The organism is Wolbachia endosymbiont of Armadillidium arcangelii (genome assembly GCF_040207875.1).
Lineage (GTDB): Bacteria > Pseudomonadota > Alphaproteobacteria > Rickettsiales > Anaplasmataceae > Wolbachia.
Genome location: NZ_CP157942.1, coordinates 454,861 through 479,983 on the forward strand (window position 1 = coordinate 454,861; position 25,123 = coordinate 479,983).

General features: G+C 33.6%; 16 protein-coding genes and 9 pseudogenes. 14 read left to right on the forward strand and 11 right to left on the reverse strand.

What is annotated here, in order from left to right:
* Positions 1 to 64 precede the first annotated feature (64 nt).
* From ABLO99_RS02325 to ABLO99_RS02350, 6 genes and pseudogenes are all read left to right on the forward strand, one after another.
* Positions 65 to 685 (forward strand): oxidoreductase NAD-binding domain protein, encoded by a 621-nt coding sequence (locus ABLO99_RS02325; protein ID WP_047759048.1) that lies wholly within the window; start codon positions 65 to 67, stop codon positions 683 to 685.
* The gene (locus tag ABLO99_RS02330; protein WP_349968100.1) at positions 669 to 1,220 is read left to right on the forward strand and encodes a 5-formyltetrahydrofolate cyclo-ligase; all 552 of its coding nucleotides are present in this window, start codon (positions 669 to 671) and stop codon (positions 1,218 to 1,220) included. Before ABLO99_RS02325 ends, ABLO99_RS02330 begins: the two co-directional genes overlap by 17 nt.
* Positions 1,221 to 1,337: 117 nt before the next feature.
* Positions 1,338 to 1,481: pseudogene (locus ABLO99_RS02335) on the forward strand (transposase DNA-binding-containing protein); the annotation flags it as partial.
* A gap of 83 nt (positions 1,482 to 1,564) precedes the next feature.
* Positions 1,565 to 2,179 (forward strand): annotated as a pseudogene (locus ABLO99_RS02340) (IS4 family transposase); the annotation flags it as partial.
* Positions 2,180 to 2,271: 92 nt separating this feature from the next.
* A pseudogene (locus tag ABLO99_RS02345) lies at positions 2,272 to 2,658 on the forward strand (IS630 transposase-related protein); the annotation flags it as partial.
* Between the two features lie 36 nt (positions 2,659 to 2,694).
* Positions 2,695 to 3,661: pseudogene (locus tag ABLO99_RS02350) on the forward strand (DDE-type integrase/transposase/recombinase).
* 98 nt (positions 3,662 to 3,759) lie between these two features.
* On the opposite strand, the pseudogene ABLO99_RS02355 reads toward ABLO99_RS02350, so the two are convergent.
* The 5 genes and pseudogenes from ABLO99_RS02355 to ABLO99_RS02375 all read right to left on the reverse strand — a co-directional run bounded on the left by ABLO99_RS02355 (position 3,760) and on the right by ABLO99_RS02375 (position 7,741).
* Positions 3,760 to 4,426: pseudogene (locus ABLO99_RS02355) on the reverse strand (JAB domain-containing protein).
* Positions 4,427 to 4,885: 459 nt separating this feature from the next.
* Positions 4,886 to 5,926, reverse strand: a complete 1,041-nt coding sequence (locus ABLO99_RS02360; protein WP_349968103.1) for a hypothetical protein — start codon at positions 5,924 to 5,926, stop codon at positions 4,886 to 4,888.
* Positions 5,927 to 5,974: 48 nt separating this feature from the next.
* Positions 5,975 to 6,253, reverse strand: a complete 279-nt coding sequence (locus tag ABLO99_RS02365) for a hypothetical protein (protein WP_349968104.1) — start codon at positions 6,251 to 6,253, stop codon at positions 5,975 to 5,977.
* An 87-nt stretch (positions 6,254 to 6,340) separates the two neighbouring features.
* Entirely contained in the window at positions 6,341 to 6,874 is a 534-nt protein-coding gene (locus ABLO99_RS02370) for a hypothetical protein (protein WP_349968106.1), read from the reverse strand.
* Between the two features lie 33 nt (positions 6,875 to 6,907).
* Complete coding sequence (locus ABLO99_RS02375; protein WP_349967716.1) at positions 6,908 to 7,741, reverse strand: transposase family protein; 834 nt, start codon at positions 7,739 to 7,741, stop codon at positions 6,908 to 6,910.
* A 283-nt stretch (positions 7,742 to 8,024) separates the two neighbouring features.
* Here ABLO99_RS02375 and ABLO99_RS02380 point away from each other — a divergent pair.
* The 3 genes and pseudogenes from ABLO99_RS02380 to ABLO99_RS02390 form a co-directional block, all read left to right on the forward strand.
* Positions 8,025 to 8,318: pseudogene (locus tag ABLO99_RS02380) on the forward strand (IS630 family transposase); the annotation flags it as partial.
* Between the two features lie 60 nt (positions 8,319 to 8,378).
* A protein-coding gene (locus ABLO99_RS02385; RefSeq protein WP_349967383.1) for an IS5 family transposase occupies positions 8,379 to 9,211 on the forward strand; the annotation gives its coding sequence in 2 pieces (ribosomal slippage) (positions 8,379 to 8,745 and positions 8,745 to 9,211; 834 coding nt in all).
* A 130-nt stretch (positions 9,212 to 9,341) separates the two neighbouring features.
* Positions 9,342 to 10,009: pseudogene (locus ABLO99_RS02390) on the forward strand (IS630 family transposase); the annotation flags it as partial.
* A gap of 884 nt (positions 10,010 to 10,893) precedes the next feature.
* On the opposite strand, the gene ABLO99_RS02395 reads toward ABLO99_RS02390, so the two are convergent.
* A complete protein-coding gene (locus ABLO99_RS02395; RefSeq protein ID WP_349968107.1) occupies positions 10,894 to 12,594 on the reverse strand; it encodes an ABC transporter ATP-binding protein in 1,701 nt (566 codons plus the stop codon).
* Positions 12,595 to 13,002: 408 nt separating this feature from the next.
* Here ABLO99_RS02395 and ABLO99_RS02400 point away from each other — a divergent pair.
* Positions 13,003 to 14,068, forward strand: a pseudogene (locus ABLO99_RS02400) (IS256 family transposase); the annotation flags it as partial.
* Here ABLO99_RS02400 and ABLO99_RS02405 read toward each other — a convergent pair.
* From ABLO99_RS02405 to rimM, 3 genes are all read right to left on the reverse strand, one after another.
* Positions 14,065 to 14,748: an inositol monophosphatase family protein gene (locus ABLO99_RS02405; protein ID WP_349968108.1), complete on the reverse strand. Its 684-nt coding sequence runs from the start codon at positions 14,746 to 14,748 to the stop codon at positions 14,065 to 14,067. The pseudogene ABLO99_RS02400 and the gene ABLO99_RS02405 overlap by 4 nt on opposite strands.
* A complete protein-coding gene (gene efp, locus ABLO99_RS02410; protein WP_047759040.1) occupies positions 14,749 to 15,315 on the reverse strand; it encodes an elongation factor P in 567 nt (188 codons plus the stop codon).
* 62 nt (positions 15,316 to 15,377) lie between these two features.
* Positions 15,378 to 15,875, reverse strand: a complete 498-nt coding sequence (gene rimM, locus ABLO99_RS02415; RefSeq protein ID WP_349968110.1) for a ribosome maturation factor RimM — start codon at positions 15,873 to 15,875, stop codon at positions 15,378 to 15,380.
* Positions 15,876 to 15,972: 97 nt separating this feature from the next.
* Here rimM and ABLO99_RS02420 point away from each other — a divergent pair, with 97 nt between their 5' ends.
* On the forward strand, positions 15,973 to 19,605 hold the full coding sequence (locus ABLO99_RS02420) for a DEAD/DEAH box helicase (RefSeq protein ID WP_349968113.1): 3,633 nt from the start codon (positions 15,973 to 15,975) through the stop codon (positions 19,603 to 19,605).
* Here ABLO99_RS02420 and ABLO99_RS02425 read toward each other — a convergent pair.
* Positions 19,602 to 20,777: an aspartate aminotransferase family protein gene (locus ABLO99_RS02425; protein ID WP_349968114.1), complete on the reverse strand. Its 1,176-nt coding sequence runs from the start codon at positions 20,775 to 20,777 to the stop codon at positions 19,602 to 19,604. The genes ABLO99_RS02420 and ABLO99_RS02425 overlap by 4 nt on opposite strands.
* A gap of 64 nt (positions 20,778 to 20,841) precedes the next feature.
* On the opposite strand from ABLO99_RS02425, the gene ABLO99_RS02430 reads away from it, so the two are divergent.
* Positions 20,842 to 22,269, forward strand: coding sequence for a HAMP domain-containing sensor histidine kinase (locus ABLO99_RS02430; protein ID WP_349968115.1), 1,428 nt, complete (start codon positions 20,842 to 20,844; stop codon positions 22,267 to 22,269).
* 232 nt (positions 22,270 to 22,501) lie between these two features.
* Here the strand turns inward: ABLO99_RS02430 and ABLO99_RS02435 are convergent.
* A pseudogene (locus ABLO99_RS02435) lies at positions 22,502 to 23,412 on the reverse strand (IS110 family transposase).
* Positions 23,413 to 23,739: 327 nt separating this feature from the next.
* Between ABLO99_RS02435 and ABLO99_RS02440 the strand changes: the two are divergent.
* Positions 23,740 to 24,477 carry a hypothetical protein gene (locus tag ABLO99_RS02440; RefSeq protein ID WP_047759035.1) on the forward strand — a complete coding sequence of 246 codons (738 nt, stop codon included), beginning with the start codon at positions 23,740 to 23,742 and terminating at the stop codon, positions 24,475 to 24,477.
* A gap of 127 nt (positions 24,478 to 24,604) precedes the next feature.
* Positions 24,605 to 25,054: a hypothetical protein gene (locus ABLO99_RS02445; RefSeq protein WP_047759034.1), complete on the forward strand. Its 450-nt coding sequence runs from the start codon at positions 24,605 to 24,607 to the stop codon at positions 25,052 to 25,054.
* Positions 25,055 to 25,123: the final 69 nt, after the last annotated feature.

The following is a 25,123-nucleotide window of genomic DNA, read 5'->3' on the forward strand; positions in this document are numbered from 1 at the left end:
ATGCGAAAATTACTTTGTTCTATAAAATTTCAAAAAATTTGAACAAATATAGTTAAAATAGCACATGAAGAATATAATGCTAATTGGTGGTGGAGTTGGAAATGCAGTATTATTTTCGATAGGGAAGGCGTGTCTTGAAAATAATAATAAGGTTTTGTACTTTGCTGGCTATAAGAAATTAAGTGATGTATTTAAACGAGCACTGATAGAACGTGCATCAAATGCGGTAGTTTGGGCATGTGAAGAAGGATTGATAGACACAAGCAGAGATCAAGATAAATCATTTCATGGTAATATAGTTGATGCAATAATCTCTTATCAACAAGGAAAGCTAGGTATTAATTTGAACGCTATAGATAAAATCATCACTATTGGTTCTGATAAAATGATGAAAGCTGTAAATGACGCTAGAAAAACAATTTTAAAGCCATATCTGAAGTCAAGTCACATAGCAATATCGTCAGTTAATTCTCCTATGCAATGTATGATGAAGGAAATCTGCGCTCAGTGTGTTCAGCAACATATAAATACGGAAACAGGAGAAAGGAGTTTTGTTTATAGTTGCAGTAATCAAGACCAGGATATGGAATTTATTGACTTTGATTTTTTAAGTGAGCGCTTAAAACAAAATAGTTTACAAGAAAAACTCACTGCGAAATGGATAGATCATGTTCAAAGACATTAAACAGCACAAAAAGGAAATAAGAGAGCAATATAGAACTATAAGAAAAGATATTGATGAAAGTTATTCTAATTATGCGGCAAATTCCCTTATTAATTTCTTTAATCAGAACTTAAGCTACGTTAAAGGCAAAACAATTGCGGCTTACATTCCAATGGATGGGGAAATAAATGTTGTCCCTTTGATGTGTCGTTTGCTCTATTTAGGTTATAAAGTAGCAATTCCTGATAAAAATCAGTTGCTAAGATTTGAGGGATGGAACGAAACAAATGAAGATGTAATTCCCGACACAATCATTACTACTGTTGTTGCTTTTGATGATCATTTTAATAGATTAGGTTTTGGCGGTGGTTGGTATGATGCAATGATAAAAAAGTTACGGCCGCTTGGAAAAATATTTATAGGTGTAGCCTATGAGAAACAATATTGTAAAGATTTACCTGTAGAACAACATGATCAAAAATTGGATATTATAATCACTGAGATGTGTGTTAGATTTGAAAGTGGATTGCCCAAGAAAACGGATAGAAAGGAGTAGCGTAACCCCACTTCTAAGGCTTACTATTACCCATAAATCTATAAATAGAGAAAAAGCTGCTATTTTACTAATTCAACTTTCTATTATAAATAGATCTATGATCTAAAAATGGAATATATGATAAAAAGAAATATAAGCACCTCAACTGGTAAATGGGCAGAAAGTGAATTTGGAATTGTTAATTTTGGTGATATAAGATTAAGTAAGAGGCTTTTAAAAACAGTTTTGCTGAATCGCCTGAACGGGGAGTGTAAAATAAACCATAGGCGTCAAGTTAAGGAAATAAAGGTATGAAAGAGATAGAATAATAAGTTCTCCCAGATGTACTTTTAGTGAGAGAACCAATGAATAAAATAACTTGCTTATCAAAAAAGCTCAAAGATTTTTTTAATGAAAAAGCAGACAAAATCTCAATTACAACAAGGTTTATAAAAAGAAAGAGAAAGCTAAAAGGTTCGTCGTTCGTAAAAGCCATGGTCTTATAGGAGTTGATAATTGTAGCGTAGAAACAATGTGTCAATTACTAAACGAGAGATATAACAAAACAAGGTTTAGATTTACTGAAGAAGCAGTGGAATTTATGAAACAAATGTATTTTGTGTTTATTTAAAAACAGTCTACGGATTGATTGCAAAATCTTACAGCAATTTAATAGTGTTAAATTATTGGACAGTGGCTCTACCTAACAGTATGGAAGAGATGTATATAAGGGTGCTACAGTGGCTATGAAAGCAATACTAAGTCCGGAGTTTTCGACTACATGAAATAGACCAACTTAATTTAACGGAGGTCAGACCAAGGATATAGTAAGTAATATATTAAGCAATGATTTGCTAATCTCGGTTATTTTGTGCCAATAAACAAATCAATGAAATAGGAGCTTATTTCATAAGTCGTTGATACCAACATATATGATAAATCAAAAAATGGAGTTATTAGAATGTTTAGAGGATAAGTTATAGCCCTTCTCATAATAGTAGAAAAAGAGTAAGATATGGATTTATAGTAGTGAAGGTAAGTAGCATATAGTTATGACTTAAGGAAAAAGGTAATGGAAGCGTTGGATGAAGGAGAGAGTGGAGCCCAAGAGATTTAAGATCAGAAAAACAACTTTATACGAGTGGAAGAAAAGACGTGAGAAAACGGGAGATTTTCAGTCAAAAAAGCCTGGAAGCGTGGGCTATAACCATAAAATTACCGACTGGAATGCGTTTGCTGAATTTGCTAAAAAGCACGGTGGAAAAACTCTATCAGAAATGGCTAAACTGTTTGGGCAATATAAGTTGTCAAACGATTAGCGGAGCTTTAAAAAAGGTCAATTTTACGAGAAAAAAAGACCTATGGGTACAAAGAAAGAAGCGAAGAAAATCGTGCCAAATTCACAAAAATTATAGAAACAAAAGAACCTGAAAACTTAGTGTATATCGACGAATCTGGACACCGAAGATATTGTACAGTCCCGGAGTGTGATGGTATGATAGAATGTGAGAAAAAAATACCATCAAAGGAGGAGTTATGGTTACACGGGTGCACCAGAACAACAGGGGCAGTGCGTAGGACAATACAAAATAGTCAAGAGAGCATAGCAAAACTTTCTCAATGCTATAATCTTAATCCAAAAACTATTGTCAAATGGAAAAAACGTTCATTCACCAAAGATGTGAATATGAGACCAAAACAGCCAAAGTTTTAACCAAAGAGGAAGAGGCTATAATTGTTGCATTTCGTAAACATACGCTTCTTCCTCTAGATGATTGCCTATATGCTTTACAAGCAACAATTCCATATTTGACTCGTTCTAGTTTGCATCGTTGTTATGATATTAGCAGATTACCAAATGTTGATGGAGACATCCAGCCTAAAAAGAAGTTCAAACAATATCCTATCGGCTACTTTCATATTGATATTAGAACTGAGGAAGGCATTTGTTTGTTGCTATAGACAGAACGTCCAAATTTGCTTATGTTGAGCTTCGCGAAAGCGCTACAAAACCTATAGCTGCTGAGTTTTTACGTAACTTGATTAGAATTTTACCATATAAAATCCGTACCGTTTTGACAGACAACGGTATACAATTTACTAATCAGAAGCGTCATAAGTATGCCTTTCAACATATATTTGATAGAGTTTGTGAAGAACATGATATTGAACACCGTTTGACAAAAGTTAGCCATCCTTGGACAAATGGGCAAGTTGAACGTATGAATAAAACCTTAAAAAATGCTACAGTTAAGAAGTATTACTATCGATCTCATCAGCAACTCAAAGAGCATCTTTATGCTTTTGTTATAATTACGCTAAAAGACTCAAAACTCTCAATGGTCTTACACCTTTTGAATTTATATGTTTACAGTGCTCCTGATTTGTTTACACTAAATTCACACTCTGGGACCATACAATTAACATTAGTCTTTTTATTCCGATCTTTACTAGTCATATAACCCCCATATTAAAAATACTTTTTAAGTATACAAATCTTAGTTTATACACTTTATTACTTATTATAAATTATAGTGAGTGGATTTGCAAATACTTTTTGCTATAACAATCCGTTTTCTCTAAAGCTAAAATAGCCCCCACTTGTGATAATAATATGATCAAATAATCTAACGCTTACAGTACTACATGCTGCTGCCTAAGCTCTTCGTTACTGTTTGATCTTCTTCTGACGGCTCTAAGCTCCCTCCTGGATGGTTATGTGACATTATTATTAGTGTTGCATTTTTTATTAATGCTTTTCTTGTAATTTCCTTTATGTATACTGGCGCTTTTTCCATTTCACCAATATAGGATTCTTCTCCGATTAATTGGCGCCTCTTATTCAAATACAGTATTTTTATACATTCCCTTTCGTGAGTGGCCTATACTTACGTTCAAGTATTCTAATAGCCCTTGTAAGTCCATTATTGGCTTATTTTTGAGCTTTTTCTCTCAGTACTCTTTCTAACGTTTCCTTAACACACATAATCATTGCTACTGCAGAATCAGTTACTCCTTCTATAACTTTCAGGTCATCCATTTCTCTACCTAAAATCCTTCCTACTCCCGTATAGGTATTCACCAGATTTTTAGCAATTTCTTGAGCTTGTGGCCTTTCATATACTGCACTTAGAAACGTCTCCATTGATTTCACGATCAAGTAGTGCTTTGCCTTTGCTTTCTAATATTCTGAATTCTATTTCTTCTTTATTCTTATTATTATTCATATAATTTACCCTTCACTAACAACAAATTTTTTTTAAATATTTACTGCTGTTTTTTTATCAGCATTGGCATAGAGCCATAGCTTTCGAGTGAAGTCAAATCAATTTTTAAATCTTTTTTACTTATTTTTTCATCAAGAAGTTAAGATATTAATATATACTGATTTTTTATTTTAAATCTGTTGAATTTCGTCTAAAGAGAGACCTGTGGTAGTATAACGGATAAGTGGGGGAAGTTGAAGGGTTATCTGATGTAATTTATAGCTAAAGCGACTTAGGTTTACCGACAATTTGAAGAACTGTCATTCCGCTACTCGTTAGCGGCCGCGGTGGTATGACGTGTTGCTCCGTGTCAGCTACTTGGATGACACCTATAGCCTTTCATTCCAACGCGTAACGCTGGAATGACAAAGAAGAATGGGCTATTGGTTTTTCATATGGTTATGCAAGATCTTGATTCCCTTATATAAAAAACGCTGGTACTACATCCTGAAAATCCCAAATTGTTTCTTTGCAAACTTCACAATCTCCTTTTTCTTCTGCACAACTAGTTATTCTTTTATCACTATCAAAAAATTCTTTGCATTCATCAAGTGTTTTATCACTTATTGTCCCATCTTTTTTTACAAGTTTATGCGTTTTCTTGTCAGCAATAATCAGTGGTTGATTTTGAGAAAGCACTACCGCTGGCTTATTTTTGTCGATGCTTCCACCGTTGTAATATACTTTTGCGCTTACTACATAAGCCTCATCATCAAAAATATGATTTTTACAATTCTCATACTGATCACTTTCAACATCTTGCCGTATATCATAAGATTCTTTGCAAAGATTACCCGAAGGAATAGTAACGCACCATGAATCCATGCTTCCTCTACTAGTGATATAACTGTAGTCTATACCATTCTTATCACAGTTAGTTACTTTTATACCAAATTGTTTTACATAATAATCATTAGTTTTAATCTTGCCAATAATGTCTTCACTTAAGTCAGGGTATAATTTATTTATTGCCTCTCTTATATAAAGCTTACCATCGTTACTTACGTCAATATAGTTACCATCTTTTTTGCTGTTTTCACATCCTTTTCGGTTACACTCACCATCATCAATTATTTCTTTAGTTTTCTCTTCAAGGTTACACATTTTTAATATGTCACAATTTAACTTTACCCTTAATTCTTTGTCTATTTTTTCTTCTACTTCCTTTATCAATTCACCCTTAGTCTTATCATCAATCTTATAATTAAGATCTTCCTCTAGTTCATTTTTAATCTTTTCTTTCAGTTCATTCTTAGTCTTATCATCAATCTTAAATTTAAGACCTTTCTCTAGCTCACTCTTAATATCTTTCTTCAATTCATTCTTAGTTTCATCACCAATCTTAAATTCAAGACCTTTCTCTAGCTCACTCTTAATATTTTCTTTCAGTTCATTCTTAGTCTTATCATCAATCTTAAATTTAAGACCTTTCTCTAGCTCACTCTTAATATCTTTCTTCAATTCATTCTTAGTTTCATCACCAATCTCAAATTTAAGACCTTTCTTTAGCTAACTCTTAATATTTTCTTTCAGTTCATTTTTAGTCTTATCATCAATCTCAAACTTAAAACATTTTTTCAGTTCATTCATAGTCTTATCATCAATCTTACACTTAAGATCTTTACCACATTTATCATAAATCAACTTACTCTTATTGACTTTACAATCATCCAACTTTGTGAACAAATTAACTCTCATCATATCACTAACAGAACATGTATCAGGTGGTAATAAGCATGCACGACTTGTATTTTTTTGATTTGGATAAGAATATGTGCTTTTCAACATAAAATAACTCCTTCAGTAAAAAAAAATTATTAAAAAATTAACCACAAAATGAAAGTGTGTACTAACAATGTACACATTTTATTACTTTTATAGAATATAAACAATGCCTTCTAATGCTGGTATATTGTGGTCAGAAACAAAGGGGTCAGCATATTGCTTCTCTATTATGGAAGAGTTTATTGCTTCTACACATTCATCACATTTAGGACTGTTGTAACATTCGCCCACAAGTTTACCACCTTTAATCTCAAGGTCATTTTCAGCGTTCATAATAATTTTTGCACACTCTTTAGACTTCAGGCCTGTTGGTAGTTCGGTATGAGCATTAACAATATCATCAGTTAATATATTGATTCTTGTTGAAAGCTTTGAAAGATCAACGAGTTCTTTAGGTTTAGGTTCAGGCTTAGGTTGTGGATAAGAAGGACAAGGGGGACAAGCAGGACAAGGTGGTATATTTAAATCGAAGTCAGGAAGCTGTATATTTAACTCAAGTCCATCATGTCGTGGGTCAAAGTTACGATGGCAACGTGAGTCAGTTATGCAAGCTACACGAGTAGGAATACATGAATTCGTACGTGTAGATAAAGAAAGACCCCCTGCGAAACGGGTAAGTAACAAAATAGGGTAAGAAAGTGTAGGAACAGAAACTAATTAAAAAGCATGCTTTAGATTAATAATAGCAGAGATAATATTAAATCTCATATTAAGTTTCTTCTGAAAATTGCGGTAAACGTGCGACATAATCTTGAAAATCTTGATCTCCCGTATCTTATTTTCTACTCTCATCCTAAACGATGCAAGCTTCTGATTATGCTCCTTTTGCTCTGCTGTTAGTAGCTTTTTGCGATATTTTTTATACGGTATCAAAACGTTACTCTGCAACTTTTGCCAACCTTGATAACCAGAATCAGCATATTTTATGCTATTAGTTGAAAGAAACTTTTCCTGTTTTCTTATGAGAAAATCGTGCACTCTACCTCTATGTGATTTTGACACAGACAAAATTTTCCCAGTTTCTTCTATAATAATTTCAGTCTTTATTGTGTTAGACCTTTTCTTCCCTGAATAGGATTTCTTTCGTTTCTTAACATCTTTAGGTCTTTGTATCGACTGCTCTGTAACATCTGCTAAAACCTTTAGTATCTTCTCTGGTGTCATTGCTCTATCCTTCTTGATCGTAATTTTTCTAGCTAGTAACGGTTCCATTCTTTTCAATAGCCGGCAAATATTGGAGTTGTGCAAATTAAACAAATAACCTAAAAATGGATGAGTTATATAAGTTCTATAATAAATCAATACACATAAAATTTTATCTTCTAATGTTCCAATGCGTGATTTCCTTCCATGGCATTTCTTCTCTTTTTCTATCCTTTCCCACTCTTGCCTAACTTTTTTCACTATTTTTTGAAATTCTTCTACTTTTAACCCTGTTAGTTGGCAAAAGATATAAGGTGTTTTTGCTATTTTTTCGTAACTTATTGTCATTTTACCTCTGCTAAATTTATTATTTTACATCCTTTTTTATCTCTCTCTTCCTTTTTCTCTACTTTCGCAGGGGGTCTGAAGATTGATGAGTCATAACGATCCTTAAGAAAACAATTAATTAGATTATTATATAGTGAAAAGGTTAATAATTTTATAATTCTAAGATTAAAACTAGCATGTTCAAGATTCTTGATTTGTAATACCAACTCCCATTAAGGAGAGAGCAGATAGACAATAAAGAGAAAAAAAGTCCATACTGAAACAAGTAAAATAGCGGGGTAAAATAGGATTAAGATCAAAACTATTAGATGAGCAAGTGGTGGAATCGGCAAGAAAAATGCTGAAAAAAGTAAGAAACAATGCATAAAAAAACTAAATGCTGTAATTGCAGCAAAAAAGCGTAGCATAACGGCTGTAGCAAAGATATGCTGCATTTCAAGAAACGCAGTAACTTCATGACTTAAAATTTGGAAGAGAAGAAAAACTATTTGCTCCTGCTCAACGCCGTAAAAAAACTAGATTGAATCATAGCCAACTTGAGCAAGTTGAAGTATGGATAGAAGAAAATCCTAATATTAGAGGTTGTCCACAAATCAAGAAATAAGTAGTATATAAAGGCAGAATATTGAGGTAAGAGATGAGGAAAAAATATCCAACAGATTTAAGTAAAAGGGAATGGTCCCGAATAGAAAAACACTTCAGGGTATCGTATAAGAAAGGAGGAAGGCCGCCAAAATACAGTAAGTGTGAGATACTGAATGCAATTCTTTATGTACTGCGCACAGGATGTCAATGGCGCAATTTACCACACGATTTTCCGTTGTGGAAGGCTGTGCATGAACAGTTTAGAAGATGGAAAAAGCAGAGGATTTTTGAGAAAGTGAACTATGATATCACTAAATATAGTAGGTCAAAAATGGGAAGAAGTGAGGAGCCAAGCGCATGCATAGTGGATAGTCAATCGGTAAAAATCACGGAAAAAGGGGGGTCAAAGGTTATGATGGTGCAAAAAAAGTAAATGGGAGAAAAAGACATATAATCACAGATACTCAAGGATTTGTGCTTGGTTGCTATGTAGGAGCTGCAAGCGAAAATGACAGAGATGGGGTGAAGATGGTATTGGACAATATGAAAGAAAAATACAGCAATATTAAGAAAATGTGGGCTGATATGGGGTACCAAGGAAAAGATTTAAAAACCCATATAGAGGAAGAACATGGGATAGATATTGAAATTGTGAAAAGACCTCCATGTAGGTTTTGGGTGCATAAAGATACACCACCAGAACTATTGCCACAACGGGATCCTGGATTTGCAGTACAACCGAGAAGGTGGGTGGTAGAGAGGACTTTTGCTTGGATCAATAGAAATAGAAGGCTATCAAAGGAGTACGATTTACTTACAACATCTACTGAAAGTTTCATATATCTGGCTATGAGTAAAGTTATGTTAAGTAGGGAATATGCTTGAATTTAATGGTTTGTGGACAACCTCTTATAGCCTTTCTTATAATAGTCCGAACAGGGTAAGATATGTGTTTATACCTATAGTAGGCTAGTAGCATATTATGATCTGTTCGGATTATTGTGAAAAGAGCTATACTATTAAAGAAATGAGAATAAAGATTCAGGAAAAATTTGGTCTGAATGTCAGTAAGTCTACAGTGCACCGTAATATATGAAATTTTCATATATTACACCAATACAACGTACAAGATAAAAGAAAGCAAGAGGAATTCAAAAAAAAATCTCAATGAAGTTATTGGCAAGTATCTTGGAAAAGAGCTGTTTTTCTTTGATGAATCGCGGTTTGGCACACATTCGAAAGTCGGACGTGGTTGGTTTAAAAAGGGCATCAGGACAAAGGTTAAAATAAAATTAGGTAGACAAAATTTTTATCTCTACAGTGCAGTTAATCCTAAAAATGGAGAGAACTCTAGCTTATTTGCACCGAATGTCAACACTGAATGTATTTCTTAAGCAGATGTCCCAATATTTAGGAACAAGAGAGGCTTTTTTAGTTATGGATTGTGCTAGTTGGCATAAGTCAAAAAATTTAAAGGTGCCTAAAAATATTGAGATTGTGTACCTATCACCATACTCGCCTGCAGTTGCAAGACTTTGGTTATATATAAAACAGAACATTTTGCGTAATAAAATATACGATACAATTACTCTCCTTGAGTTTACTTTGTGTAAATTTGTTGCTTCCCTTGCCCACTCTACAATTAAACAACTCTGCTATGTCTCCTATTTGTCCTCCTCATAATGAGAATTGGTATAACATATTTCAGAATACCATTTTTATGGTAGTGTAATTTAACTTAGTAATACTAAATTTCGTTATTGGAAAGACAAATAGAATATACGATAAATTCACTTAAACCTCCAGTTATACACGGAAAGCACTCTTTTTCATTTGTCTCATTATTATTGAGAATTGGTATAAGGTAGAATGCTATTGTGTTAATTAATGAGAGAAAGATCAGCTATTGTGTAAGTAGTAAGTATTAGTTCAGAAATTTTACTACGAGCAAAGATTCCAAAAAGAAACTGTAAATTAATTGTATTGCTGAAAAAATTGTTGCTATAGTCATTATGAATAAGGAGCATATGGATTATTCAATCCATATGCTCTTGAAACACATATAGCTAGAATAACAGCACGTACGTTTGTGAGTTGTTTAAAAACAATCTTCTAGTAAGAAAACACACCTGCATCACAAGAATTTGGGTGCGTGTCATAATAGGCGTAATATTGGCAAACATGATCGTAAGACGAATCAACATCACAAATAGGTTTACATAAATTATCTCGAGACGTATTAATATCATCAGTAGGTTTACATAAATTATCTCGAGACGTATTAATATCATGAGTAGGTTTACATGAATTATCTCGAGACGTATTAATATCATGAGTAGGTTTACATAAATTATCTCGAGACGTACTAATATCACGAGTAGGTTGAGCATAGTTTGGTCTTGATGGAAGCGAACTATAACACGATTGTGCTGGCTGACTGAAAGGTACTAAATATTGCATAATAATCCTTTGAAAAATACTATGATATTATTATAAGTTAAAATAATTAAAAATTTAATAACTTGATTGCCAAATCCAGCATATTAACAACATTATGATTTAAATTTCTACCCTATCTTCATCAACTTTGCATACAGCCCGTCTTTACTCATTAGAGAGTCATGAGTTCCTACTTCTTCTACTTTTCCATGATTAATTACTATAATCTTGTCAGTTTTAAGTGCGGTTGATAGTCTGTGTGTAATTACGATCGTTGTTCTGTTTTGCATTAACTTGCTCAATGCTTTTTGCACGAGGTTCTCACTTTCATAATCAAGGGCGGAAGTTGCTTCATCCAGTATTAAAATCTGAGGGTTTTTGAGTATCGCTCTTGCTATTATAATACGTTGTTTTTGCCCTTCAGAGAGTTTTAATCCTCTTTTTCCTACAAATGTATCGAATTTATCAGACAGCTTATCAATAAATTCCATCGCATAAGCACTGGTAGCTGCTTGCCTTACTTCCTCATATTCAGCACCTGGTTTGCCATATAGTATATTTTCCATTATTGAGCAAGAAAATATCATGTGATCTTGTGGCACTAAGCCAAACAACGATCTGAGGTCATTTAGCGCAATTGACTTAATATTGTGCCCATCGATAGTAATGCTACCTTTGTTTGGATCATGAAAACGGAGCAGAAGCTTTAAAATGGTACTTTTACCACTGCCAGATGGCCCAACAATTGATACTGCTTGACCTGCCTCTATAGAAAATGATACGTTATTTAACGCTAGCTTATCAGCATAAAAAAATGTTACGCCATTAAACGAAATTCCTTTTTGAACACTACAAATTTTTATAGGATCATCGGCATCTGCTATAGAGCTTTTCATATTTTTAAATTCAAATAAACGCTCTACTATTCCAAGACCTCGTTGTAAATCACTGATATTATCGCTCAAATTATTTATAGCTCCTGCTGCGAGCGCTGAATAAAACACAAATGAGGAGAGTTCTCCAATAGTTATATTATTGCTTAAGACTTCTTTAATACCAAAAAAGAGCAAAACAACCAGTGAACCTATCACACACGTGATAACTAGAGTTACTAGGATAGCACGCAAGAGTACTAATTTTACGTATGATTTTGATACTGAGTTTAAATACTCTTTAAAACGGGTTTTTTCATTTTCTTCGAGTACAAACGATTTAATAGTCACTATAGATCGAAAATTTTCCTCACTAAATGACGCAAGCTCACTTAATTTATCCTGGGCAAAGCGTGCATAGCTACGCACTTTTTTTCCAAGTGAGGTCATGATAATGAGTAGTATAGGTATTATTGCTGCTGCATACGCAGTTAGTTGTATATTTGTATATAATAACATGGCAACACTACCAATCAGAATCACAAAATTTCGTAATATGGTTAGTAAGCTGCTATTTATTATTGATTGCAGCACAGAGGTATCAGTAATTAACGCTGAGATAACATCTTGTACGCCTATATTCTCAAAGAAGCTTGGTTGCAAGTTAGTGATACTGCTATATAAGTCATATCTGATTCTTGCGATAACTTTTTCGCTGCCAATGCCAATGAAATATAACCGAATAAATGCAGTGAGAGAAATGGCTAAAACTATAAGTATTGCAACTAATAGTTTGGTAGTAAAATTGTGCTCTGCGCTAGAATCAATTATGTTGGTTAAGCCCCTACCAAAAAGAAGAATCGTTAAAGCTGAAAATAGAACTGCAATAAAAGCTACGATGAAATAAGATAGATTAGGTTTTATGTAGTAAAATAACTCTCTAATATTAGATCGCATCTTATTTTAAAGTTTCTAAAGTTAAGTATATAGATTTTAGTTTTAGGAAAAAGGTACAGCATTAGTCCACAGTGTACCTCCTGAGAGCAATACGTTCAAGAAACTTTAGTTTGATTTTTACTGTAGGACAGCATTATGCCAAGTGCAATGCTCGAAGATAGAAGAGAAGAGCCACCATAGCTGAAGAGTTATGCCGGTGGTTGGAAAAATGCTCAATGTTACCCCTATGTTTATTATGAATTGTGTAATAAAAAAACTACTGGCCAGACCAGAGTTTAATATTCATTGGGAACGTTCAAAGAAGTGTGTCAAACCTCCATTTTTTTATCAATTTATTGGGAGTGTTAAATAAACTGTGTCAAACCAAGAAATAAAAATATAATTGATATAAAAAAACGGAGGTTTGACATGAGTCAAGTAAATAAAACTACCGGTTTGGTAGATTATAAAGAATTAGAAACCTGTCGTCTATACGAGAAGGAAGACCGTTGACAGGAAAGGAGGGAGCATTAACACCATTTATAAAAAAGCTGCTGGAGGCGAGTCTAGAAGGTGAAATAGAACACCACTTGTCTGGTGAAAGCGAAGAAAATAATCGAAGAAATGGGAAAAACTTTACGTACAACTCATTTGAGTTGTTAACACCTAGAGACAGGGAAGGAAGCTTTGAACCCCAAATAGTTAGAAAAAGACAAACAACAGAACTTGAAGCAAAGGTCTTAAGCACATTTGCCAGTGGCATGGAGATATAGCGTCACATATTGAGGAAATTTACGATCACAAAATATCGGCGGCAGAGATATCAAGTATTACTGACAAACAGTAATCAACGAATGGCGTAGTCGTCCGCTGCAGTCTGTATATCCGATAGTTTTCATGGTTTTTTAAGGAGTTGTGTAAGTAAATGTATGTATAATATATTAGCAAAATGGCAGAAAAGAAGTTTTATTTAGCTGAAAGTGAAGTTCTGGTTGGGAGTACTAAATGATCTCAAAGAGAGAGGAGTGGAAGATATTCTAATTGCATGTGTAGATGGGCTAAAAAGCTTTCCTGCAGAAATAAACGGTGTGTTCCCTAATGCAGAATGTGTATAGTGCATCAGATACGTAACTCACTGAAGTATGTAGCTAGTAAAGAGTTTTTTGAGTGATTTAAAGAAAAGCTTCAAGTAAGGAAATTGCCGAGAATTATCTGTTGGAATTAGATGAAAAATGGGGCACAAAGTACCCTATAATCTTGGCAGAATAATTGGGAAAACCTATCTGGTTATTTTAAGTATTCCGACCCAGTTAGGAGGATAATCTATACTACTAATCCCATAGAGGGGCTACATAGGCAAATTAGGAAATTCACCAAAACCAAGGGCTCATTTACTAGCATAAATGCCTTGTATAAATAGGTATATTGTGCTATAAAGAAAGCGGAGGAGAAATGGACTATGCCTATACATGATTGGGCATTGACTATATCTCAGTTTATATCTCCAGCAATGATGAGCCCTCTATCTTCCTTTAACCTTCCACCACTTTCTTGCAGAAAAAGTCTGCCGAGCAAAGTTTTGTATTTGTTAATTCCAGAGTAAATTATTCCATTGTATCTTCCGGCAGCAAGGTATGCGAAACCCAGAACTGTCGAGCCGAGGGAGCGTACATTATTATTGCCAGGCAATAATTTATTTAATAAATCACCATTTATGTCTATTATCCCCCCTTCACGGGCTTTCATTCGCATTCTTACATGACGAGATTTAAAATCTTCAAGAAAAGCACCTTTCTTTTCTTCTGCCCAAAAAGTTTCTCTAAGGGCTGGGGCATCAATCACAGCTGCTACAACTCTGTTTTTATGAATGAGACAAACTGATACTGCAAAGTAAACCATGCAGCTAAAAAAATTTTCCTTGCCCTCTATGGGCATAATAAACCAAGTATAACCTTCGTCTTTTGCATCTTGATCTTCACAAATAAACTCATAGTCTTGTTTGTAATTTTTCAAGCAATCGTATATAAGTTGCTTGGAATTTGAATAAGTTTTATTGATAAAGTCCGCTGACTTAACACTGGAAATTTGCAATTCATTAAAATCACGTATAAGCTGCTTGGAGGCACTGCGTACAGAATCAAGCATCGCATTGATTCGTGGTGATGAAATGGCCATCTACTCTTTTACTCTTTCGTAATAGCTGTTATCAGGAGTATGTACTACAATTTTATCACCTTCTTTTATAAATTGAGGCACGTTAACGCGTATTTCGTTTTCCAAAATTGCAGGCTTATAAGAAGCAGTAACAGTCTGCCCTTTGATAACAGATTCTGTTTCTTTTACAGTTAATGTAACATAATCAGGCACATGCGCAGAAATTATTTTATCCTGATAAGTTACTACTTTAATTTTCATATTATCTTGTAAATAAGCCTTTTTTTTCCCTAATAAATCTAAATTTATAATAATCTGCTCGTAATTACTTGGATGCATAAGATTTACAATATTTCCCTCAGTGAAAAGGTAAACATATTCCTCTTCATCTAAAATTGCCCTTCTGATTGTTGCATCAGAACGAAACCTTTCATAGTATTTTGCTCCAGTTTTGATATTTTTCATTTCAGCTTGTATGTATGCACCACCTTTACCAGGTTGAGTATGCATAATACTCACAACCAAAAACAACCCACCATTATGTTCCAGAACCTGACCTGGTCTGATATCATTAGCCCTTTCTGCCATAATTACACCTTTAATTTAGTCTGACGATTATAAATAACTTTATACAAACATCAAAGTCTTTATTAATCAATAAATCCTGGCATATTGATTGCTATATACCTTTTCTTTATATTTATATGTGGAAATGTTTCTTTAGTGAAAGATAGCATGATGTTTTTTTTTGTGCTGATAACCAAAACTTCTAATATATCCCCTGAGCCAAAATTGCATACAGATTTCACATAGCCATATAATTCATTACTCTCTAGCCTTACTTCCATGTTTATAAGGTCACTTTGATAAAATTCATCCTCATTATTTAACTGTGGTAGTTTGTCTCTTTCTATGTATAATTTCTTGTTTCTTAAAAGCTCTGCTTCATTACGTGAATTTACATCGCTGATTATTGCTATTACTGAATTATCACCAATAACAGACACCGAGCTTATTTTGTAATTTTCATCGCCACTTGTTAGTTCACCGTATAGGGAAATATTTTCGGGCTTTTCAGTAAAGGTTTTTATTTTGACAGCCCCTTTGATTCCGTGGGGAGAAGTAATTATACCGAGACATACATTCATATTAGTATGATAGCTAAAATCAGCTTTTTGTCTATAGAATTGACAATTTACTGAATTAACATACAATTAATATTGTTATAATTATAGTGGGTAATGTGTGAGTTCTATCAGTAATCAAGAAAAGCAAAGTATCATTAGTGGCTTAGAAGAAATCAACTGCAAGCTACAAGGTGAATCTATAAAGCTTGATGACACAAAGGAATCTATAATAGTAGCACGTCGTAAACCTGTTGTTGAGGGGATATTAGAACATCTAAGTAACTCTTCCACTACTAACTGTAATGTTATGATCGATGCAGAAACTGGATTTGGGAAGACTTACGATATTGGAATGTGGAGTCATGTACTAGCCCAAGTAGGGTTTCATCATCTGGTTGCAGTACCAAACAGTGATCTAGTAAACCAAGCTAAAAAAATGATGAGTAGTGCATTTACTGTAAACATTAGAACACCTAAAACTGCTGAGGAAATTAAAAATGCATTGAAGGCAACTGAACCTACAACAATTATAGTAACGCATGACCTGCTCTTACATGATCAAAAATTTGAAGACCAAAATACCAAATTGTGGATTAGTGTTGATGAAGCAGACAGTATCAGCAAGCAGCAGGCTTTTGAGAACATGTGCAAGCTTGATGGGGAGTATCCTACAACTTATCTAACTGCAACACCAAAGAGAAGGATTTTAAATAGATGCGGAAAAGTTATCAGCCCTACAAGATTGAGTAGACGTTGTATTGCAAGCACCATCGAAACAATGAGTGTTATTGCAAAAACCAATAGAAGAGCAAATTTCACTCTAGCATTTGTAGTGAATATTGCTGTTACTATAATACCTATGATTATATTATTTCCTGTTATAAAAAGTAATGTTGCTGCAATAGTTGGTATAACTTCAAATTATTGGCTGTATTCTGCTTTGATTAAGCAGCTATACCATACAATTTCTCTGTTTATATTTGGTATAGTAATGTTGCCAATTTGGTGGGTGCTAACTAAAGCAACTGGAATAGAATCAAGAGAACTGCTTTCTAGATTTCTTGCTAACCTGCGTAGCTTATTTACTAGAGAAAAATCCAGTCCAGTTCATGAATATGTTGAAGAGAGTGAAGAAGTTTTTAATTACAATAAACTTGTTGATAACGATGATTTATTAACTTCTGTAAGATGGAACGTGCAAAGCCCAATTGGAGAAAGTGCTCTGATTTTAGTTGATGATGTAAATAGCATAGTTAATCTTAGTTTTGCATTGCAGGGTAAGAATAATTTAGTATATGAAGGTGGTACACGTTATGAAGTATATAATAAATTCCAGCCTGAAGGGATGTCATATCAAGACTACAGGCTCAAGTTACGTGAAGCGAATTTTATAAACTGTGTTAAAAAGCAACATCCTAGTCTGACAGAAGCGCAGATATCTGAATTAAAAGAGAAAGTCGATTTTAGTGATACCGCTAAATATTTAAAATATAGAGTAATGCATTCAATGATCGATCTTACTCTCTCATATTTAATGAAGTGTGATAATATTACTTTAGATAAAAAAAGAAGAGAAGGTTTAGGCGGATTGATAGAAGATGTTAAAAAGAATATTAGCTCTACTAATGATAACAATATTATAAGCTACCTAAAGGAAAAAGGCTTTAGTGAACAATTTGCTAGAGGCAAGCTTTTACCGCAAATAAAGGTAGTAATTGAAGCATTGCGTAAAAGTGATAATGAGCAATGCAGGTTAATAGTTGATAACTGGCACTTAAGCAAAGAGCTACATGGTTTCATGGAAAGAGAAGAAGGTGTACTGCATAGCCTCAGTAATTTCTGCAAGGAAAATAAATGCATCTTTGCAGGGATTGGGAGAAATGATCTTGATATTGAAGAGAACAGACCCTTTTCAGCAATAATGCGTAATCAAATAGGCGGATATCGAACTATCCATTGTGATTATGAAAAAAGGGATTTTGATGCGTTAGCTAAATGTGCGTTGACAACGATTGTAGATGGATCGAAAGGTCGTGGGTTTGATAGTGAATATAATCATGTTGCATCAATATTTGCAGATTCAATCAGTCAATTCAATAATCCATCTGAAGCCCTACAAAATCTTGGAAGAAATAGGGAACGTAATGCGAGCAGGCAAGCATGGTTTTTTGCTGCTGCAGGTGAAAAAGTTGAGCTATTTGTGGATAAGATCTTAGCAAATTTTAAAAACGAACCACGGAATTTTTGTCAGAAAATTTTGTTTCCAGCTACTGATAAATACAATAAGTTGCTAAAAAATAGAATGGGAGAAGAACTTGGAAGGAAAATAGAAATCTATATTAGTAAAAACATTGATGCATTAGGAAATATCAACGATCCAGCTCTGAAAAAATTTTCTAGTGATTTGATAAAGGAAGCGTACGAAAAAGTTCATGACATCAATGATTTTGATGTCAAAAAGACAGAAGAAGACTTGCATAAGATTTTAAAGAGCACAGAGAAATACCTTCGTTCATATGAGGATAGAGTTAAAAACGACGGTAAGTTATCTTGCACACGCTCAGCTTTGTTTTCTGTGGGAAGTACTATAACAAAGGTAATGTATTATCTATGGGCAGGGTTTGACTATTTAGTCTTTTTGGCTAAAGCGTACAATATAGATAAATCTGAAGATGCCAGTGCAAGAGCGTATGTACACATAATCAGAAATTGCCACTGTGAGAGTAGTGTAAAAGCTCAAAATGTATTAGCTCATGCGTTAGAAATCGCTAAAAAGCATGACGATAGTTTTACACAAAATAGGTTTTACGAAGAGAATGGAGATAGATGTAAAGAAAAAATCATCTCATATTTTCAATCCAAGCAATATATACGTGCATTAGATAGAACAATTGCTCAAATTAAAAATGAACACTTGGTAACAATTTTGAAAATTGTAGGCTGCAGAGGTGATACTAATAAATTGGCACAAGAAATTAAAGATTTTTTATGTGATTTAAAGAATTTAAACTGCGCAAACTTTAGAGAAAAGTATTATCAAGGAAACTCATATCAAGAGAGCAAATTATGCAAGATCAATAATCAGATCAGTATAGTAATTGATGAAATTGTAAATTGCCATAAGTGGCGTCATGGAATAGAGGGCTTGGAGCTAAAATTAAAAACCAATCATAGTATTTTTGAAGTAAGAGTTAACAATGATTTTTCTAAGTTATGTGAGAAAAACTTTAACAATCGCTCTAAAAACAGGACATATCTAGGTAGAGCTATGCTATTTGTTGGATTTATAGTTTCAATGAAGCTTATAAGTAGAATATTATTAGGCCAGAACATGCCATTGCCTTCACTTTGTGGTTTGATAGTATTTGGACCACTAGCGTTTTTGTGTGGTGCATTGTTATATGAAATAACGACCTATTTAACAAGAGGAGCATTTTTTTTTGGAACATCAATTCTTTTAGAGAAACTGCCTAGATGTATTTTTAAAAATGGTTTAATGCAGAATTTATTAGGCGCAATTTTATCATCTGGTCATTACGTTTTCTTATTTATTAAGAAAAATATCTTACAATCGTTTATATTTGAGGATGTAACAAAATTTGACTCACTAAGTGATATAAATGAGCTTACACTGATAAGAAAGGAGGGAAAAGTGAAATGCATGAATGAAACAACTAATGAAGTTATAGCTACTGACTTGTCTGCAGTTTCAGTACAGCCAACAACTAGCGAGCAGGTCTGCTACGCTTAACTGAAAGATTTTTCAGTTAAATATTGAGTCAGGATATCAATGCCTTTATCAATCTCTTTTTCAGTGATAATGAGTGGAGGCAAAATTCTTACAACGTTATCTGATGTTACTCCAACAGTGAGTAAGCTACGGTGACTTAGCTCTTCTGCGAACTTTTGGTTATTCATTTTTACTTTTATTCCGAGCATTAACCCTTTTCCTCTTACTTCTTCTATCATTGAAAACTTACTTGCTAAGTCCTCTAATTTATTTTTTAAATACTTACCTCTGACTTCAACGTTTTCTAAGAAGCCAGGGCTGAGCAATTCATCCAGTACAGCATTGCCTACTGAAGTTGCAAGTGGATTGCCACCAAAAGTGGAACTATGCATGCCGACCGCGATGTACTTAGCAGCCTTTTCAGTTGCAAGACAAGCCCCTAGCGGGAACCCTCCCCCTATTCCTTTTGCAAGGGCGCATATGTCAGGCTTAACTCCTATGTGTTCGTACGCAAATAATCTTCCTGTTCTACCAGCACCGCACTGCACGCAATCAAAAAATAACAATATGTCATTTTCGTCACATAGTTTTCTTAGTTCCTGCATAAAGGTATCATCCATTACTTTGATACCACCTTGTCCCTGTATTGGTTCTATTAATATAACACCTATACCACTGGAAATTGCTTTCTTTACACTCTCAATATTGGACTCTATGTTATCACACCATTCAATGTAAGGATTCAGTAATTCAGAAAATTTCTGTCTATCGTTCGTAGCACAGGTTAAAAATGTTCTGCCATGAAATGCACCATGAAACGTTAAAATTCTATGGCGATTTTTATTACCCTTTCCGTTTTGATAGGCCCTGGCAATCTTAAGTCCGCACTCCACTGCTTCTGCTCCAGAATTTGTGAAAAATACGGTATCAGCAAAGCTGTTGTTTATTAAATTTTCTGCAAAGTTGTTGGCAGTAGAGATATTATAGGTATTTGATATATGCCATAGCTTTTCTCCTTGTAATTTTAGGACATTAGTTAACCGTGGGTTGGCATGACCTAAGCTGCTAACAGCTATTCCAGAGTGAAAATCTATATAGCGCTTGTTGTCGATATCATACAAGTAAATACCTTTACCATAAGAAAAATTTATATTAATAGGAGAATAAACTGGCAAGATAGGAGAAATTGTCATAAAAGTATGATATGCTAATTTTTAATTAATACCATAAAAGCCGTTATTTTACAATGAGAAGGATATGTATAAATTAAGTAAATTAATTTTTACTAAACTAAAAAAAAATAGATATACAAAAATTATCACGCTATTCTCATTAATTCTTGTGATTTTGTTTAGCGTAATATATTGCAATTATTCATTAAGGAATAATTTTCTTTCTTCTTACCGTAATTCGAATGTAAACTTAAAAAATCTATTGGAAAGTAGTATAATAAAAAAATACCATTATTTACTAATAGAAAAGCATCATATTAAATACAACAGTTTTGACTACATAAACCAGCTGGTAAAACTGCGTGCTGAATTATTACAATCAGTGAGCAAAGTAAAGAATTTTAGCTTAATACTGTATGATCAAAATGCCAGAGTAATTTTCAGTAATTTTAATACTCAAGGTCATGATTATGAGCAGTTACTTACAAACGATGAAATTGATAAGTTGCTAAACAATCAAGAAATATTTTATGCTACAGGAAATACATTAACTTCTACTTTTCCTATATTTCATGAAGGTGACACTAAACCTTCGTTTTTTTTGAAGATTATTCAAAGCTATGATGACTCTTGTGTTGTGGTATATAGTTTGTTTTTAATATTCGTGGGCTTATTATCACTCACCTTAATACTGATAATGCTTTATTTGCACTTTTCTAATACAGAAATGCTAGCCAAGCAGCATAAAACTAATATTGAATTACAACAGATTAAAGAGACATTAGAGCAGGAGAATGCAAACAAGTTAAAATTTTTTGCAAGCGTTACACATGAGTTGCGTACACCTCTTAATTCTATTATTGGATTTGCAAAGTTGATCAAAAATGAAACTTTAGGTTCGGTAGATCACTCTCAATACAAGGAATATGTAGACGATATATATAATGCAGGTACGCATTTACTTGCTTTAATTAATGATGTACTCGATTTTTCTAAAGCTGAATCAAGTAGTTTAACGGTAGAGAAAGTGAAGTTTAACCTGAATAAGATAATAGATTCGTGCTTAAATATGCTATCACCTAAACTAAAAGAAACAGGAATTAGTTTAAAGAAAGAGATATCTGATAAACAATTATTAGTTATCACCGATCCCAAAAGAATGAAGCAAGTTATAATAAATTTGTTATCAAATGCAATCAAATTCACTCCTAAAGGTGGTTTAATAAGAATGGTTATTAAAGAGAATATAGAAAAAAATTTATTAACTATAGAGTTTCATGATAATGGGATAGGGATAATGCAGCAGGACATATATAAAGTCATGTCCGTTTTTGGCCAAGCAGATTCAGGATATAGGAGCGAAGGCACAGGTATTGGATTACCGCTAAGCAAGAAGTTAGTAGAGTTAATGGGTGGAACTTTCAACATTAAAAGTGAATCAAAATTTGGTACTACGATAACATTGAACTTCTTTTATGAAGAACAAACATGTGAAGATTTGATTGATTTTTAGTAGAATCTATTTGATATTGCACTTAAAAGTTACGTTATACATTCCTAAGTCATGCTACCATGGTATCAATTATGTTTTTTTAAAAATTTTTTATTTGTGTAATTTTGCAAATTATATGGGCAATAAAAATCCGTGTGTAATAGAAATAAAATTTTATATCAAACAGCTGCCGTAACAATTTCTGTTTAGCTAATGAATATGTGCTTTAAGTCTGTGTGGACGGACATATTCATTAGCCAATTTCAGTCACCGTTGTGAGAGTATGCAAATTAATTGCTTCTTTAAGTCTTGCATTAGCAATTACTATAATTTTACGCATTAGAGCTTACCATCTTCAATAAGTTTAGAATAAAAGCCACCAAGTACAGATTTCGATTTTGCTGCAGCCATGGCTGATATAAAGAGCTTTATTACTTCTACCACCTTCGGTAACCAACAGCTTTACCACTTTCCTTAGGATGAGGTGCTACTCCGGCAAGACTTGCTACTTCTCTTCTGTTTAAGTAGCCAAGTTCTGGCATTAAACACAAAAAATCTTGAGATAATTTTTTACCTATTCCTGCTACCGTTCTAAGGATTTTTTGGCGCTTTTGTAACTCTGGATTTTCATCAATGATTTTTCGTATAGTATTATTGAGTGTATCTATTTGACTATTAAAGAATTCGATAGTTTTTTGACAACTTTCCCTTATATGGTCGTTTTCAGGTGCTTCCAGTCTACATTTCTCCTGAGTTCTCATTTGCGTAACGACGTTGACAAAGTGCAGCTAGAGTTGATTGTTCTTTTGACGTAGGTGCAAATAGAGAGAGAGTTCTATGGCGCATATTGAGCAAGAGCCATCGCATCTGATTTATCGGACTTTGCAAAAGTTCCGTGAGATAAAATAAAACTTTTTACTTTACGAGTATTAGCTCGATGTACTGCAATATTCTTGTTAACAAGAAAATGTGATAAACCAATTTTCCTGTATTTTCCAAAGTTACTAAAGTATTAGGTAGAATATCTGAAAACTTTTGAAATAATTGTTGCCAACCAGCAGAATCATTGTCAAATTTGATAGCGTTCTTCTGTTTGTGGATTGCAACGACATTTTTGAATTTTCCGATGTCAATACCAATAAAATTTTGATAAGATGTAATCATGATAACCTCGATAGTTTTATTAATTTAAGATTGTAAATGGGTGCATACCACACAACTATTCAAACGTATCGAGAGATGGGCTAGTGTACCTTGATAACGACGGTTGTAATACCAATTTTCCCTCGGTTGCACATGCCCGTGATAGTTCTATTCCTATAGTGAGTAGAGTTATCTTCCCTCTTGTTCGTTTTATAACATATTTTTAACTTACAATCTCTTGGCTGCTAATAAGTAGTGGGATGTCAGTGAACTTAAATTACTTTAGCTATGCTTCCTGAAAACACTTTATACCTCTTTATTATAAAGAAAATTCCTTTATAATAAAGCATGCTAATCAGGAACTTAATAAAACAAGCAACTCAAGTAGGAAATAGTGAAAACGTAATACGATATGTCGAATATCTCTATCAATTTGAGAAGTTTAGAAATACATTAAACCTCACTTTGTCACTAATAAAGCAAAATAGACTCTCATTTGAGATATATCAAGAAGGATTAGTGGATATGGAAGAGGGAGTATGCAAGACAATTCGATCTTCTGGTGTAAATAAGTATGTTATTGTGCTAAGAAGGTCAAATCCTTACATCATAGTACATGAACTTTCACATATGGTTGAAAATGAACTGGACTTAAGATTAGAGCAAGAATTTCTCTATAAAGTTTATCAGGATATTGAGCAGAACTTAAAGCAGTCAAATATTCTGGTACAAAAAATTATTGGTCAAATTATATTTAAAGAGATACAAGCTTACCAAATTCTAAAATCACGCGCATCTGAATTATTTGCACGCTATTTTGAGCTATTCGCTTGGGCTCAGGAGGTTTATCCTAAAGATAAAGAGTATCTAATTCGCACTCAAGATTTAAACAAAGTATTTCTTGCTACTAACCAATGGAAAAAGAGCTATTTGGATCAACAAATAATGGAGAGAATAGATAAAGAAGTAAAGGAGTATAGCAACAAAACTGCCTTTAAAGATATAAACAAAGTACAAAGCAGTTGGACTAATAAATTTTCCCCGGGAGGCAAAAAATTTGGTTCTATATTTGGAGACAGTGATTAGATTATAGCTAGATATTCTTCTACATTTACCATTACAGGTGGATCCACTAATGAGCAGTGGAATTGTGATTTTCATTGACAAGGCAATTCTAGCATTTTAGAATGCAAGTAATGAAAATAATAAAGAGATGCATGCAACTATAGGCTTTCCACTTGAGGTAAGTATCAGAGATCTTATAATGAATATCCTAAGAAGTTCAACAAGCTCTGCTGTAGGGCGGTATAAACAATCAACAACATCTCTTAATGGTCTAAAAGTAACAGAAGAGGTAAAATTATCTGATGATTTTATTGATGTATTGATGGGAAGGGAAGTACAAATATCCCGCAATGCTGTCATAGCAAAGTGTAGCAGGATAATAACGCGTGCAAATGGGGAAGAAATATCAGAAGAAAAAGAAATAAAATCCCAGGGATTTGTTACAGAACTTAAGGAAAAAATTCGAATATCTGGTAGAGAAAGTATTGCAGAATGGGCTGCTGACTGGTTAATAGAAGGGTTTAAACAACAATTATTGCCATTGTCTGATCTGGAAGATGTTACTGTAGCTACAAGTCAGCAGAGTAGACAACAATAGTAGAGTTAGGTGCCTTAGCTATAGTAGAGCAGATTGTTTTTAGCTTAAGTTATGTACGTTTTGCAGTTA

Excerpts from the sequence above, each read along its gene's own strand:
- ABLO99_RS02375 (WP_349967716.1), bottom strand. The coding sequence starts at position 7,741 with ATGACAATAAGTTACGAAAAAATAGCAAAAACACCTTATATCTTTTGC.
- ABLO99_RS02395 (WP_349968107.1), bottom strand. The coding sequence starts at position 12,594 with ATGCGATCTAATATTAGAGAGTTATTTTACTACATAAAACCTAATCTA.
- ABLO99_RS02425 (WP_349968114.1), bottom strand. The coding sequence starts at position 20,777 with ATGACAATTTCTCCTATCTTGCCAGTTTATTCTCCTATTAATATAAAT.
- efp (WP_047759040.1), bottom strand. The coding sequence starts at position 15,315 with ATGGCAGAAAGGGCTAATGATATCAGACCAGGTCAGGTTCTGGAACAT.
- ABLO99_RS02330 (WP_349968100.1), top strand. The coding sequence starts at position 669 with ATGTTCAAAGACATTAAACAGCACAAAAAGGAAATAAGAGAGCAATAT.
- ABLO99_RS02365 (WP_349968104.1), bottom strand. The coding sequence starts at position 6,253 with ATGTTGAAAAGCACATATTCTTATCCAAATCAAAAAAATACAAGTCGT.
- ABLO99_RS02405 (WP_349968108.1), bottom strand. The coding sequence starts at position 14,748 with ATGGCCATTTCATCACCACGAATCAATGCGATGCTTGATTCTGTACGC.
- ABLO99_RS02325 (WP_047759048.1), top strand. The coding sequence starts at position 65 with ATGAAGAATATAATGCTAATTGGTGGTGGAGTTGGAAATGCAGTATTA.
- rimM (WP_349968110.1), bottom strand. The coding sequence starts at position 15,875 with ATGAATGTATGTCTCGGTATAATTACTTCTCCCCACGGAATCAAAGGG.
- ABLO99_RS02430 (WP_349968115.1), top strand. The coding sequence starts at position 20,842 with ATGTATAAATTAAGTAAATTAATTTTTACTAAACTAAAAAAAAATAGA.
- ABLO99_RS02440 (WP_047759035.1), top strand. The coding sequence starts at position 23,740 with ATGCTAATCAGGAACTTAATAAAACAAGCAACTCAAGTAGGAAATAGT.
- ABLO99_RS02445 (WP_047759034.1), top strand. The coding sequence starts at position 24,605 with ATGCATGCAACTATAGGCTTTCCACTTGAGGTAAGTATCAGAGATCTT.